The sequence below is a fragment of the Mycobacterium heidelbergense genome, from assembly GCF_010730745.1.
Lineage (GTDB): Bacteria > Actinomycetota > Actinomycetes > Mycobacteriales > Mycobacteriaceae > Mycobacterium > Mycobacterium heidelbergense.
Genome location: NZ_AP022615.1, coordinates 2,664,576 through 2,677,932 on the forward strand (window position 1 = coordinate 2,664,576; position 13,357 = coordinate 2,677,932).

General features: G+C 67.6%; 13 protein-coding genes and 1 pseudogene. 7 read left to right on the forward strand and 7 right to left on the reverse strand.

The genetic code is table 11. The annotated features are described in order from the left end of the window. The first annotated feature begins 3 nt into the window (after nt 1–3). Nucleotides 4–552 (forward strand): gamma carbonic anhydrase family protein, encoded by a 549-nt coding sequence (locus tag G6N25_RS12515; protein ID WP_083072358.1) that lies wholly within the window; start codon nt 4–6, stop codon nt 550–552. Between the two features lie 16 nt (nt 553–568). Here G6N25_RS12515 and G6N25_RS12520 read toward each other — a convergent pair whose 3' ends face one another. Genes G6N25_RS12520 through G6N25_RS12535 form a run of 4 tightly spaced genes read right to left on the reverse strand, consistent with a single transcriptional unit; the run spans nt 569 to nt 4,262 of the window. Further along, a complete protein-coding gene (locus tag G6N25_RS12520; protein WP_083072357.1) occupies nt 569–985 on the reverse strand; it encodes a nuclear transport factor 2 family protein in 417 nt (138 codons plus the stop codon). Next, complete coding sequence (locus G6N25_RS12525) at nt 982–2,178, reverse strand: thiolase domain-containing protein (RefSeq protein WP_083072356.1); 1,197 nt, start codon at nt 2,176–2,178, stop codon at nt 982–984. The genes G6N25_RS12520 and G6N25_RS12525 overlap by 4 nt, the downstream gene beginning before the upstream one ends. Next, nucleotides 2,178–3,242: a thiolase domain-containing protein gene (locus G6N25_RS12530; RefSeq protein ID WP_083072355.1), complete on the reverse strand. Its 1,065-nt coding sequence runs from the start codon at nt 3,240–3,242 to the stop codon at nt 2,178–2,180. Before G6N25_RS12530 ends, G6N25_RS12525 begins: the two co-directional genes overlap by 1 nt. Before the next feature lie 15 nt (nt 3,243–3,257). Further along, nucleotides 3,258–4,262, reverse strand: a complete 1,005-nt coding sequence (locus G6N25_RS12535; RefSeq protein ID WP_083072354.1) for a Zn-ribbon domain-containing OB-fold protein — start codon at nt 4,260–4,262, stop codon at nt 3,258–3,260. Between the two features lie 62 nt (nt 4,263–4,324). Between G6N25_RS12535 and G6N25_RS12540 the strand changes: the two genes are divergently transcribed. The 3 genes from G6N25_RS12540 to G6N25_RS12550 are packed head-to-tail and all read left to right on the forward strand — an operon-like array spanning nt 4,325 to nt 7,324. Continuing rightward, nucleotides 4,325–5,365, forward strand: coding sequence for an LLM class F420-dependent oxidoreductase (locus G6N25_RS12540; protein ID WP_083072353.1), 1,041 nt, complete (start codon nt 4,325–4,327; stop codon nt 5,363–5,365). Between the two features lie 43 nt (nt 5,366–5,408). Further along, nucleotides 5,409–6,125, forward strand: coding sequence for an acetoacetate decarboxylase family protein (locus G6N25_RS12545; RefSeq protein ID WP_083072352.1), 717 nt, complete (start codon nt 5,409–5,411; stop codon nt 6,123–6,125). Next, entirely contained in the window at nt 6,122–7,324 is a 1,203-nt protein-coding gene (locus G6N25_RS12550) for a cytochrome P450 (RefSeq protein WP_083072351.1), read from the forward strand. Before G6N25_RS12545 ends, G6N25_RS12550 begins: the two co-directional genes overlap by 4 nt. Before the next feature lie 130 nt (nt 7,325–7,454). Here G6N25_RS12550 and G6N25_RS12555 read toward each other — a convergent pair whose 3' ends face one another. Together G6N25_RS12555 and G6N25_RS12560 are read right to left on the reverse strand one after the other, a co-directional pair. Then, nucleotides 7,455–8,294: a hypothetical protein gene (locus G6N25_RS12555; protein ID WP_083072350.1), complete on the reverse strand. Its 840-nt coding sequence runs from the start codon at nt 8,292–8,294 to the stop codon at nt 7,455–7,457. A gap of 102 nt (nt 8,295–8,396) precedes the next feature. Further along, on the reverse strand, nt 8,397–9,209 hold the full coding sequence (locus G6N25_RS12560; RefSeq protein WP_083072349.1) for a crotonase/enoyl-CoA hydratase family protein: 813 nt from the start codon (nt 9,207–9,209) through the stop codon (nt 8,397–8,399). A 64-nt stretch (nt 9,210–9,273) separates the two neighbouring features. On the opposite strand from G6N25_RS12560, the gene G6N25_RS12565 reads away from it, so the two are divergent. From G6N25_RS12565 to G6N25_RS12575, 3 genes and pseudogenes are all read left to right on the forward strand, one after another. Then, entirely contained in the window at nt 9,274–10,923 is a 1,650-nt protein-coding gene (locus G6N25_RS12565) for an acyl-CoA synthetase (protein ID WP_083072348.1), read from the forward strand. A gap of 83 nt (nt 10,924–11,006) precedes the next feature. After that, nucleotides 11,007–11,111: pseudogene (locus G6N25_RS12570) on the forward strand (amidohydrolase family protein); the annotation flags it as partial. After that, entirely contained in the window at nt 11,108–12,658 is a 1,551-nt protein-coding gene (locus tag G6N25_RS12575; RefSeq protein WP_083072347.1) for an acetolactate synthase large subunit, read from the forward strand. The pseudogene G6N25_RS12570 and the gene G6N25_RS12575, both read left to right, overlap by 4 nt. On the opposite strand, the gene G6N25_RS12580 is transcribed toward G6N25_RS12575, so the two are convergent. Then, nucleotides 12,644–13,357, reverse strand: a complete 714-nt coding sequence (locus G6N25_RS12580) for a serine hydrolase (RefSeq protein WP_083072346.1) — start codon at nt 13,355–13,357, stop codon at nt 12,644–12,646. The genes G6N25_RS12575 and G6N25_RS12580 overlap by 15 nt on opposite strands.

A 13,357-nucleotide genomic window follows, 5' to 3' on the forward strand; every position in this document is an offset into this window, starting at 1 on the left:
ACGATGCCGCTGTTTGCTTTCGAGGGCCGGTCGCCACGGATCGATCCCACCGCGTTTGTGGCCCCGACGGCGACCCTGATCGGCGACGTCACCGTGGAGGCGGGGGCGTCAGTCTGGTTCAACGCCGTGCTGCGCGGCGACTACGGGCCGATCGTGGTGCGGGAAGGCGCCAATGTCCAGGACGGGTCGGTGCTGCACGCGCCGCCGGGAATCCCCGTCGACATCGGCCCGGGCGCGACGGTGGCGCACGTGTGCGTCATCCACGGTGCTCACGTCGGACCCGAGGCGCTGATCGCCAACCACGCCACCGTGCTCGATGGCGCGGTGATCGGCGCGCGCAGCCTGGTTGCCGCCCATTCGCTGGTGGTGGCCGGCACCCAGATTCCGGCGGGGGTGCTGGCGCTCGGGGCGCCGGCGCAGGTGAAGGGCCCGATCGCCGGAACGGGTGCGGAAATGTGGGTCAACCTCAATCCGCAGGCCTACCGCGACCTGGCGCAGCGGCATGTGGCCGGGCTAGAGCCGATTGAGGATTCGTGGGAGCCGCGACGGTGATCGGCGATCGGCTCGGCTAGACCTTTCGGACGGTCGCGGCCGCGCGGTCCATCTCCCAGTACGCGCGTAGCGCCACCATCTGGCCTTCGTCGTTGGCCTTGTAGGTGAACACGCCTTCCGCCGTGATCTGATGATCGCCCGTCGTGATGAGGATGTGCCCGACGTTGGCTTCCTCGTTGCCGCACTGGTAGGTGTCGCGGAAGAAGAACTCGATCCTGGTGGTGTTGGCGATGGCCTTGTCCCAGAAGGCCGAGATCGCGGCGCGCCCCCGGTGCCCCTTGCCCTCGGGGTCGAAAACCGATGGGCCGATGGGGTCTTCGACGACGGCGTCGTCGGCGAACACCGCCAGCCACGCCTCCTTGTCCCGGGCCATGACCGCCTCGCGGGATCGGCGGCCCGCCTCGTGGGCGGGATGCTTGAGGTTCTCAGTCATGCGTTGGCCTTCGCGTCGGGCTTGTCGGCCCCGACCACCCACATCGAGTAGTACTGCGAGCCGCCGCCGTAGGCGTGCCCCAAGGCCTTTCGCGCCCCGGGCACCTGGTGGTCGCCGCCCTTGCCCATCACCTGGATCGCGGCCTCGGCGAAGCGAATCAGGCCCGAGGCGCCGATCGGGTTCGACGACAGCACCCCGCCCGACGCGTTTACCGGGAGCCGCCCGCCGATCTTGGTCTCGCCGGCCTCGGTGAGTTTCCAGCCCTCGCCCTCGGGGGCAAACCCGAGGTTTTCCAACCACATTGGCTCGAACCAGGAGAACGGCACGTAGATTTCGGCCGCGTCGATCTCGTCGATCGGGCTGGTGATGCCGGCCGCCTTCCACAGCGCGGCGGCCGCGTCGCGACCGGCCTGCGGGCTGACCTGGTCGCGTCCGGCGAACGCCAGCGGCTCGGTGCGCAACGCGGTGGCATGGATCCACGCCACCGGATGCCCGTCGGCCAGCCGGGCGTCGGCGATCTCCTCGTTGCCGATCACGACGGCGCAGGCGCCATCGGAGGACGGGCACGTCTCGTCGTAGCGGATCGGGTCCCACAGCATGGGCGAGGACATCACCTTCTCCAGCGTGATGTCGGGCTGGTGCAGGTGCGCCAGCGGGTTGCGGCTGCCGTTGAGCCGATCCTTGACGGCGACCATGGCGCCGATGTTCATCGGCGCGCCCGAGCGGCGGATGTAGGCCCGCACGTGCGGGGCGAAATAGCCGCCGGCGCCGGCGCCCACGGGCTTGATGAACGGGATCGGAATCGACAACGCCCACATGGCATTCGATTCCGACTGCTTCTCCCACGCCATCGCCAGCACGCGCCGATATTTTCCGGACTGCACCAGGCTGGCGGCCACCACCCCGGTGGACCCACCGACCGAACCCGCGGTGTGCACCCGGATCAGCGGCTTGCCGGTGGCTCCCATGGCATCGGCCATGAACAGCTCCGGCATCATGACGCCCTCGAAGAAGTCGGGCGCCTTGCCGACCACGATGGCGTCGATGTCGTCGAAGGTGGAACCGGAGTCGGCCAGCGCCCGGTCGATGGCCTCGCGCACCAGGCCGTTCATCGAAACGTCTTGGCGCTTGGCGACATACTTGGTCTGCCCGGTACCGAGCACCGCGGCGAGGTGTGCCCCTGCACCGGCCATCAGTTCTTCCCTTCCATGACCGCGACCAGGTTCTGTTGCAGGGCAGGCCCGCTGGTGGCATGCGCCAGCACCCGGCCGGCCGAACCGTTCCAGATGTGTTGCGCGGCAAAGCCGATGCGCTCGAGGCCGGCGACGAACATGGGGTTGGCCGCCAGCGCGCCGCCGGAGGGATTGACTTTTGTCTTCCCCGGGATGTTTATCGCTTCCGCGAGGATCAGGTGCTGGTGAGTGAAGGGCGCATGAATCTCGGCCACATCCAGGTTGCGGGTGTTTCCGCCGGTGGCCGCCCGGGCCGCCGCCTTGGTCGACGGCGATTCGATGAGGTTGCGCAGGCCCAGGGCCGGAGACTCGATGCGGTGCTCGATTCCGGTGATCCAGGCCGGGTTTTCCCGCAACTCGCGGGCGCGGTCACCGGCCGCGAGCACGACCGCGGCGGCGCCATCGGTGATCGGCGCGATGTCGTGGCGGCGCAGCGGGTCGGCGAAGAACGGCCGCTCGAGCAGTTCATCGATGCTGATCGCGGGCTGTTCGGAGTCCACCCGCTTGGCGTGCGAGAAGGAGTCGAGCGCCACACGCGCCATTTGCGCTTCGTTCCACTTGCCGTTGTCGAGCCCGATGCGGGCCTGCAGTCCGGCCATCGACACCGAGTCCGGCCACAGCGGCGCGACCGTGTAGGGATCGGTCTGGCGCGACAGGATGCGACGCAGGTTGCCCGCCGAGGACTTGCCGAAGCCGTAGACCAGCGCGGTGTCGACCTCGCCGGCCAGGATTTTGATGTAGGCCTCGTAGAGTGCCCAGGCCCCGTCCATCTCGACGTGCGATTCGTTGATCGGCGGAACGGCACCGATGGAGTCGATCGCCGAGATGAACGAAAACGCCCGTCCGGCAAGGTAATCCGACGAACCCGAACACCAGAAGCCGATGTCGGTCTGGGTGATGCCCAGCTCGCCGTAGAGCTGGGCGAAGCACGGCATCAACATTTCGACGCCGTTGGTGGTGCCGTCGGTGCGGCGGACATGCGGTGCGTGGGCAAAGCCGACAACCGCGACGCTGCGTTCGCTCATTGATAGATAAGCCCTTTACAGGTGGTGCTTGTAGGTGTCGTAGTCGGCGTCGGGTTCCCCGGTGGGCCGGAAGTACTCGATGTTGTCGATGCCAAATCCCCACTCCTCGCGGGGCTTCCACACCGCCTCGACGCGCATGCCCATCCGCACGTCGTGCGCGTCGATGTCGGCGACCAGGTGCAGGAACGGAATGTCGGCGCCGTCGAGCAGCACATAGGCCGCCACGTAGGGCGGTTTGATGCGCTGGCCCTGGAACGGGATGTTGATGATCGCGAACGTCGTCACCGTGCCCTTGTCGGGCAGTTCGACGAACTCGGTGGTCGGCTGGCCGGTGGCGGGATCGGCCCCGTGCGGCGGGAAGTAGACCTTTCCTGTTTTCCCGGTTCGCGCGCCCAACAGCTTCCCCTCGGCGATGGCGCGCAGGTAGGCGCTTTCCTCGTGCGAGGCGGTGTGCTGGATCGTCAGCTCGATCGGCGTGACGATCATTTTGACCGGTTCCCGGTCGCCCTCGGGCTGCTCCGGGACCGGTTCGGCTCGATCTTCCAGGTCACCCAGCTTGAAGTAGGCGATGTCGGTGATCGCGCCCACGGTCTCGTCGGCCCAGTGTGCGTGCACCCGCGCCCCGGTCCGGATGGCCGCGGGTTCGCCCACGTCCACGGCGTGCATCAGGGCGGTGTCGGCGCCGTCGAGCTTGATCAGCGCCCAGGCGAACGGCCGGTCCAGCGGCTGGCCTTCCAGCGGCTCGGCCTGCCATGTCCAGGACGCGACGGTGCCGACACTGGATACCGGTACCATCTCGCCCAGCGGCTCATAGGTAACCGGGTCATATTCCGCCGGCGGCACGTGCACCCGGCCATCCGATCCGCGCACCCCCAGGATGCGGCGGTCACACAGCGCGGTGAAGAACTCGCTCAGCGTGGGGCCCACCGAACGGGTGTAGTCGAAGGACAACGTCAGCGGCGCGGAAAGCGGTGGCTCAGGGTGATCGATCAGGGTCGGGCTGCTCGAACTGGCTGTCACGCCTTCGAGTAGAACAGGTTCTAAGAACGGATTCAACATCGGGTGGGCGAAAGGCGGACACTATGAAGCTGGGGCTGCAACTGGGCTATTGGGGCGCACAGCCGCCGGAGAACGCCGGGGAGCTCGTGGCCGCGGCCGAGGACGCCGGATTCGATGCCGTCTTCACCGCCGAGGCGTGGGGGTCCGACGCCTACACACCGCTCGCCTGGTGGGGATCGTCGACGCACCGGGTGCGGCTGGGCACCTCGGTGGTCCAGCTGTCCGCGCGCACCCCGACGGCGTGCGCGATGGCCGCGCTGACGCTCGACCACCTGTCCGGCGGGCGGCACATCCTCGGGCTGGGCGTGTCCGGCCCGCAGGTGGTCGAGGGCTGGTACGGGCAGCCGTTCCCCAAGCCGCTGGCCCGCACCCGCGAGTACATCGACATCCTCCGGCAGGTGTGGGCCCGGGAAAAGCCGGTGACCAGCGACGGCCCCCACTACCCGCTGCCGCTGAGGGAGGGGGGCGGGCGACCGGTGACCGGCCTGGGCAAGGCGCTCAAGCCCATCACCCATCCGCTGCGCGCCGACATCCCGGTCATGCTGGGCGCCGAGGGGCCGAAGAACGTCGCGCTGGCCGCCGAGATCTGTGACGGCTGGCTGCCGATTTTCTACACCCCGCGGCTGGCCGACATGTACAACGAATGGCTCGACGAGGGGTTCGCCCGCCCCGGCGCGCGCCGCGGCCGCGAGGACTTCGAGATCTGCGCGACGGCCACCATCGTCATCACCGCCGACCGCGCCGCCGCCTTCGCGGCCATGAAGCCCTATCTCTCGCTGTACATGGGCGGCATGGGCGCCGAGGACACCAACTTCCACGCCGACGTCTACCGCCGGATGGGGTACTCAGAGGTCGTCGACGACGTGACCAAGCTGTTCCGCAGCAACCAAAAAGACAAGGCCGCCGAGATCATCCCCGATGAGCTCGTCGACGACGCCGCCATTGTCGGCGACGCGGACTACGTGCGTAAGCAAGTCAAGGTCTGGGAGGCCGCGGGCGTCACGATGATGGTCGTGAACGGCCGCAATGCCGAGCAGATCCGCGAGCTCGCGACACTGGTTTAGCCGGATATTGCCGAACGAATAGAACGCGTCCTAGATTGGCCCGATGACAGCATCGCAGCACACCATCGCCGGCACGGTAATCACGATGCCGGTCCAGATCCGCAAGGCAAATCAGCACATGGCGATGTTCTCGGTCGACGCCGACGCCGCGCAGCGGCTGATCGACTACAGCGGCCTGCGGGTCTGCCGTTATTTGCCCGGGCGCGCGATCGTGGTCCTGATGTTGATGCACTACATCGACGGCGACCTGGGCCAGTACTACGAATTCGGCACCAGCGTGATGGTCAACCCACCCGGCTCGACGGCAAACGGACCGCGTGCCCTGCAGTCGGCCGGCGCCTTCATTCACCACCTTCCCGTCGATCAGCCGTTCACGCTGGAGGCGGGAACCAAGATCTGGGGCTACCCGAAAGTGATGGCGGACTTCATCATTCGAGAGGGTCGTCAGTTCGGTTTTGACGTCAGCGTCGACGGGCAACTGGTGGTGGGCATGGAATTCCGCCGTGGTCTGCCGATTCGGCTAACCCCGCGCCGCCAAGCGCAGCGCACCTACTCGCACCGCGACGGCGTCACGCGCGAGACCTCCTTCGAACACACGCTCAGCGGTGTGCGCACCCGATTCGGCGGGGTGCGCGTCCGGCTCGGCGATCACCCCTACGCGAAAGAGTTGGCGGCGCTGGGCCTTCCGAAGCGCGCGATGCTGTCCAGCTCTGTCGACAACGTACACATGTCATTCGGCGACGCCCAGGAGATCCCATGACCTCGATCACCACACCAGATGTCGACCTGACCGACGGCACGTTCTACGGCAGCCGCGAGGCGCGTGAGGCGTATCGGTGGATGCGGGCCAATCAGCCGGTCTTTCGGGACCGCAACGGGTTGGCGGCGGCGTCGACGTACCAGGCCGTCATCGACGCCGAACGGCAGCCCGAGCTGTTCTCCAACGCCGGCGGCATCAGGCCCGACCAGCCCGCCATGCCGATGATGATCGATATGGACGACCCGGCACATCTGTTGCGGCGCAAGCTGGTCAACGCCGGCTTCACCCGCAAGCGAGTCAAGGACAAAGAGGCCTCGATCGAGGCCTTGTGCGACGCGCTGATCGACGCCGTATGTGAGCGCGGCGAATGCGACTTCGTCCGTGACCTGGCCGCGCCGCTGCCGATGGCCGTCATCGGCGACATGCTCGGGGTGCGTCCGGAGCAGCGCGGCATGTTCCTCAAGTGGTCAGACGACCTGGTGACGTTCTTGAGTTCGCATGTGTCCGAAGACGATTTCCAGGTCACCATGGATGCGTTCGCGGCCTACAACGAATTCACCCGGGCCACCATCGCCGCACGCCGCGAAGAGCCCACCGACGACTTGGTCAGCGTGCTGGTGAGCTCCGAAGTCGACGGGGAACGGCTCACCGACGACGAACTCGTCATGGAAACGCTGCTCATCCTCATCGGCGGCGACGAGACCACTCGGCACACGCTGAGCGGCGGCACCGAACAGCTGTTGCGCAACCGCGACCAGTGGGAGCTGCTGCAGCGCGACCCTTCGTTGCTGCCGGGCGCCATCGAGGAGATGCTGCGGTGGACAGCGCCGGTGAAGAACATGTGCCGGATCTTGACCGCCGACACCGAGTTTCACGGCACCGCGCTGCACAAGGACGAGAAGATCATGCTGCTCTTCGAGTCCGCGAACTTCGATGAAGCGGTATTCGACCAGCCGGACAAGTTTGATATCCGGCGAAATCCCAACAGTCACTTGGCATTCGGGTTCGGCACCCATTTCTGCCTGGGCAATCAGCTGGCGCGCTTGGAGCTGTCGCTGATGACGGGTCGGGTGCTGAAACGGCTGCCCGACCTGCGGTTGGCCTCTGACGACGCGGCGCTGCCGCTGCGGCCGGCGAACTTCGTCAGCGGCCTGGAATCGATGCCGGTGGTGTTCACGCCGACCGCGCCGCTCTCGTAGCTTCCGCGCCGAGCCCCGCCGCTTCGTCGCTTCCACCCCGACCCCGCCGCCTCGCCGCTTGCACCCCGACCCCGCCGCCTCGCCGAGCGTGTTCTCAGGGCGAGAAATCGCCGAAAATCTCACCGTGACTTCACGTTCGGCGGGCCCACGCCGCCGCCAGCCTTCCCAGGATACCGCCCCGCGTGTTTCCGGCCGTGACCCGGATGGTGATCCAACCAAGTTCGGATAGCGCTTCGAAACGCGCGACATCCTTGCGAAATTGCTCGGGATTGGTCCAGTGATGGACACCCTCGTACTCGAGCGCGATTTTCTTTTCCTCCCAACCCATGTCGACCACGGCGACGAGCTCTCCGTATTCGCCGTAGACCGGTATCTGGGTCTGCGGCGGCGGGTAACCGGCCTCGATGACCAGCAGACGCAGCCAGGTCTCGCGGGGAGACTCCGCGCCGGCATCAACGAGCGCCAACGCGCGTCTCGCCCGCCTGATGTTTCGGTGGCCTTTGTAGCGGTCGGCGATCAGTTCGGCGTCGGCGACCTTCAGTCTGGTTGCTCGAGCCAGGGCATCGATAGCGGCGACGGTTTTGCCCACGGGATTGCGACAGGCGAGGTCGAACGCGGTACGGGCCGGGGTCGTCGCGGGCACCTCGCCGATCAGCTGGATCTCGTCGTCCGCGATGGTGTCCGACCAGGTGTGGATGCCGGTCGGGGGACGACGGTGTTCGTACAGCAACTGCGCCGGCGCCCGATCGTCGACCCACTTGGCGCCGTGCAGCGCCGACGCGGAGTGCCCCGCAACGACCCCGCGCCGCCGCGACCACAGCCAGGCGGCGCGGGCGCGCATCGCCGCAGTGAGGTTTGTCTCGGGAGGGACGTACACGTCGGGATGGAGCGCGACATACCGGCTGCGCAGCTGGTGTCGCGTCAGGGTGCCCGATTTGATGGCTTCGCTTCCGATGAACGCCTCTCCCACGCGGGCAGTGTGCCTCGGGCCACCGACAGCCGCGCCGAGCGTGAAGTCAGGGCGCAAATTTGGCGAAAAACCCGCCCTCAGAGCACGTTCGGCGAAGCGGCGTTAGCGGTTCTGGAAGTTGGGCTTGCGTTTCTCGGCGAACGCGCGCGGGCCTTCCTTGGCGTCATCGGACAGGAACACCTTGATGCCGATCTGGGTGTCGATCTTGAAGGCCTCGTTCTCGTGCAGGCCCTCGGTCTCGCGGATCGCCCGCAGGATGGCCTGCACGGCCAAAGGCCCGTTGTTCTCGATGATCTCCGCGATCTCCAGCGCCTTGGTCAGCGCCTGGCCGTCGGGCACCAGATAGCCGATCAGGCCGATCTCCTTGGCCTCGGCGGCGGTGATGTGCCGGCCGGTCAGCAGCAGGTCGCACGCCACCGTGTAGGGGATCTGCCGCACCAGCCGCACGGCCGAACCGCCCATCGGGTACAGGCTCCACTTGGCCTCCGAGATGCCGAATTTGGCGCTCTCGCCGGCGACCCGGATGTCGGTGCCCTGCAGGATCTCGGTGCCGCCGGCGATTGCGGGTCCCTCGACGGCCGCGATCAGCGGTTTGGTCAGCCGGCGACCCTTCAGCAAAGCGTCGATCCGTGACGGGTCGTAGCTGCCGTCCTTGAACGACTCGCCCGGTGGCTTCTTGGTCGCCGCTTTGAGGTCCATACCGGCGCAGAAGTAGCCACCGGCCCCGGTGAGGATGCAGCACCGGATGTCGTCGTCGTTGTCGACGCGGTCCCACGCCTGCACCATGATTTCCATCATTTCGGTGCTCAGAGCGTTGCGGGCGTGCGGCCGGTTCAAGGTGACGATCAGGGTGTGACCCCGCTGCTCCACCAGGGCGTCGGGTCCCGTTTGTTCGTTTGCTGCAGCCTCGGTCACGGCTACCGCCTTTCGGTCGACGTTGGGGGCGAGCTTGTCAAGAAATGTAACACGTTCTAATTTGGTGGCCGTGGCCCTGAATATCGCCGACCTCGCCGAGCACGCCATCGACGCTGTGCCTGACCGTGTTGCCCTGATCTGCGGCGACGACAAGCTGACTTACGCCGAACTGGAGGAGAAGGCCAACCGCCTCGCCCACTACCTGATCGATCAGGGCGTCAAGAAGGACGACAAGGTCGGACTGTACTGCCGCAACCGCATCGAGATCGTCATCGCGATGCTGGGCATCGTCAAGGCGGGCGCCATCCTGGTGAACGTCAACTATCGCTACGTCGAGGGCGAGCTGCGCTACCTGTTCGACAACTCCGACATGGTCGCGCTGGTGCACGAGCGCCAGTACTCGGATCGGGTCGCCAACGTCCTGCCGGACACCCCCAACGTCAAGACGATTCTCGTCGTCGACGACGGCTCGGATCTTCCGGACAACGCTTTTCAGCGCTACGGCGGCGTCGAGTTCTACTCGGCGATCGCCGACAGCTCACCCGAGCGTGACTTCGGTGAACGCAGCGGCGACGACATCTACCTGCTCTACACCGGTGGCACCACCGGTTTCCCGAAGGGCGTGATGTGGCGCCACGAGGACATCTACCGGGTGCTCTTCGGCGGAACCGACTTCGCCACAGGCGAATTCGTCAAGGACGAGTACGACTTGGCCAAGGCCGCCGCCGCCAACCCGCCGATGATCCACTACCCGATCCCGCCGATGATCCACGGCGCCACCCAGTCGGCCACCTGGATGTCGATCTTCTCGGGCCAAACCACCGTTCTCGCACCGGAATTCAATGCGGACGAGGTCTGGCGCGCCATCCATGACCACAAGGTGAACCTGCTGTTCTTCACCGGCGACGCCATGGCCCGACCGTTGCTCGACGCGCTGAACAAGAACAACGATTACGACCTGTCGTCGCTGTTCCTGCTCGCCAGCACCGCGGCGCTGTTCTCGCCGAGCATCAAGGAGAAGCTACTGGAGCTGCTGCCCAACCGCGTCATCACCGACTCGATCGGCTCCTCGGAGACCGGGTTCGGCGGCACCAGCATCGTCGCCGCGGGTGCGCCACACAGCGGCGGCCCACGCGTGACCATCGACCACCGCACCGTCGTGCTCGACGAGGACGGCAACGAGGTGAAGCCCGGTTCCGGCGTACGCGGCTTCATCGCCAAGAAGGGCAACATCCCGGTCGGTTACTACAAGGACGAGAAGAAGACGGCCGAAACGTTTAGGACCATCAACGGTGTGCGCTACGCCATACCGGGTGACTGGGCCCTGGTCGAGGAGGACGGCTCGGTCACCATGCTGGGCCGCGGCTCGGTGTCGATCAACAGCGGCGGCGAGAAGATCTACCCCGAGGAGGTCGAGGCCGCGCTGAAGGGCCATCCCGACGTCTTCGACGCTCTGGTGGTCGGTGTGCCCGATCCGCGGTACGGCCAGCACGTGGCCGCCGTCGTGCAGGCCCGGCCGGGCTGCCGCCCGTCGCTGGCGGAGCTGGACAGCTTCGTGCGTACCGAGATCGCGGGATACAAAGTGCCACGCAGCCTTTGGCTGGTCGACGAGGTAAAGCGTTCGCCTGCGGGCAAGCCCGACTACCGCTGGGCCAAGGAACAAACCGAGGCGCGCCCGGCCGACGACGTGCATGCGAGCCACGTGACGACCTGACCCGCACCCGGCGGCATGCTGGTCGCCTGATTTCAGGCGAGGTCTAAAGTCGAATCGCGATGACGATCGACGTGCGGATGATCCACGCCCCGGCGGGGTTGGGCGAACTCGGGCTCAGCGACGGGGGCCGCCGAGACTTTTTGCGCGGCAACGCCGAGCGCGTCTTCGGACTGGAGGGGATCACGTGAACGGCGCTCAGGCCCTGATCAACACCCTGGTCGACGGCGGCGTCGACGTGTGCTTCGCCAACCCCGGCACCTCGGAGATGCACTTCGTGTCCGCGCTGGACACCGTCCCGCAAATGCGCGGCGTGCTAGCCCTTTTCGAGGGCGTGGCCACCGGCGCGGCCGACGGCTACGCCCGCATCGCCGGCCGGCCGGCCGCGGTGCTGCTGCACCTGGGCCCGGGATTGGGGAACGGCCTGGCCAACCTGCACAACGCGCGGCGCGCCCGGGTGCCGATGGTCGTCATCGTCGGCGACCACGCCACCTATCACAAAAAGTACGACGCCCCACTGGAATCCGACATCGACGCGCTGGCCGGAACCGTCTCGGGATGGCTGCGCCGCAGCCAACACAGCGCCGACGTCGCCTCCGACGCCGCCGAGGCGATCGCCGCCAGCCGGACCGGCTCGCAGATCGCGACCCTGATCCTGCCCGCCGACGTGTCCTGGTCCGGCGGGGCGCAACCCGCCGCCACGCCGCCCGCGCATCCGGCGGGCGCCGACCCGCTGCTGGCGCCGGAGGTGCTCGAGGTGCTGCGCTCGGGGGAACCCACGGTGATCCTGGTGGGCGGGGACGCCACCCGCGCGCCGGGCCTGGCCGCGGCCGCGCGGATCGCCCAGGCGACGGGGGCCCGGTTGCTGTGCGAGACGTTCCCGACCCGGCTGGAGCGCGGCGCGGGCGTCCCCGCCGTCGAGCGGCTCGCCTACTTCGCCGAGGGCGCCGCGGCCCAGCTCAACGGCGCCAAGCACCTGGTGCTGGCCGGCGCCAAGTCGCCGGTGTCGTTCTTCGCCTACCCGGGCATGCCCAGCGACCTGGTGCCGGCCGGCTGCGAGGTGCACCCGCTCGCCGAGCACGGCGGCGCGGCGGCGGCGCTCGCCGCGCTGGCCGACGAGGTGGCGCCCGGGACGGTCGCACCGGTGGTGTCCGCGTCGCGCCCGCGGCTGCCGACGGGCGCCCTGACGTCCGCGTCGGCGGCCGACGTGATCGGGGCGCTGATGCCCGAACGGGCGATCGTCGTCGACGAGTCGAACACGTCCGGCCTGTTGCTCGCGCAGGCCACCGCCGGCGCGCCCGCCCACGATTGGCTGACGCTGACCGGCGGCGCGATCGGCTACGGCATTCCGGCCGCGGTGGGCGCCGCGCTCGCCGCCCCCGACCGTCCGGTGCTGTGCCTGGAATCCGACGGGTCGGCGATGTACACGATTTCGGGATTGTGGACCCAGGCGCGCGAGAACCTCAACGTGACCACCGTGCTCTACGACAACGGCGCCTACGACATCTTGCGGGTCGAGCTGGCCCGCGTCGGCGCCGGGTCCACGCCCGGGCCCAAGGCGCTCGGCCTACTCGATTTATCGCGTCCCACAATGGATTTCGTCAAGATCGCCGAGGGCATGGGGGTTTCGGCCCGCCGCGCCACCACCGTCGAGGAGCTCGCCGACGCGTTGCGCGCGGCGTTCGCCGAACCCGGACCGCACCTGATCGACGCCGTCGTGCCGTCAATAACGGGCTAACCCGGGAAGCCGGCTGACGAGCCAGTCCGTCAGCGTGTTGACGGCCGCGGTTCCCGTTTCGAACACTCCATCGTGGGCTTCGGCCGCCAGTGCCACGCCCCACTGCCCCGACGGTGTGGGCAGGATCCCGAATTGCCGGACCAGGTACTCACCATCTTCCCCCGGTCCCCAACCGCCCTTTGCGGCAAAACCATTGGCGGCCAGTCCCCATCGCTGGCCGGGCGTGAGGCGGCGCATCAGGTCGATGACGTCCGCCGCGTCATCGACGTACGGTAGCCGCGCTGCAAATTCCGCCTGCCGTCGCAAGGCCCACCGCGTTTGGCCAAAGGCGGTGAAGCCACGCCGAAGTCGACGCGATTCGACCACCGTTGCGCTGTCTCCGCCTTCGGAGATGATGCCCTGTACCTGCCGGGCCGCGTCCGCCGGCTCGCCCAGTAGCGACCACAACCGCTCGGACGCGCCGTTGTCGGATTCGGTGATGGCCTTGACGATCAAATCCTGAGCGCGTCGCCGATCGTGACGCAAGGCCGCTATCGCCAGGGGCACCTTGATCGTCGACCAGGCGACACCGGACGACCACCCGCCCAGCGAAAACGTCCGGTCCGGACGGGCGATCGAGAGACCGATGTTGGCCGGCACCGCAGCGGAAAGCCGTTCGAAGCTCGCCTCAAGCGCAAGCTCAAGAGGTCGCGAAGTCAT

What these genes read in the sequence shown, in the direction of transcription:
- G6N25_RS12515 (WP_083072358.1), top strand. Translation starts at nt 4, where the DNA reads ATGCCGCTGTTTGCTTTCGAGGGCCGGTCGCCACGGATCGATCCCACC.
- G6N25_RS12520 (WP_083072357.1), bottom strand. Translation starts at nt 985, where the DNA reads ATGACTGAGAACCTCAAGCATCCCGCCCACGAGGCGGGCCGCCGATCC.
- G6N25_RS12525 (WP_083072356.1), bottom strand. Translation starts at nt 2,178, where the DNA reads ATGGCCGGTGCAGGGGCACACCTCGCCGCGGTGCTCGGTACCGGGCAG.
- G6N25_RS12530 (WP_083072355.1), bottom strand. Translation starts at nt 3,242, where the DNA reads ATGAGCGAACGCAGCGTCGCGGTTGTCGGCTTTGCCCACGCACCGCAT.
- G6N25_RS12540 (WP_083072353.1), top strand. Translation starts at nt 4,325, where the DNA reads ATGAAGCTGGGGCTGCAACTGGGCTATTGGGGCGCACAGCCGCCGGAG.
- G6N25_RS12545 (WP_083072352.1), top strand. Translation starts at nt 5,409, where the DNA reads ATGACAGCATCGCAGCACACCATCGCCGGCACGGTAATCACGATGCCG.
- G6N25_RS12550 (WP_083072351.1), top strand. Translation starts at nt 6,122, where the DNA reads ATGACCTCGATCACCACACCAGATGTCGACCTGACCGACGGCACGTTC.
- G6N25_RS12580 (WP_083072346.1), bottom strand. Translation starts at nt 13,357, where the DNA reads ATGACTTCGCGACCTCTTGAGCTTGCGCTTGAGGCGAGCTTCGAACGG.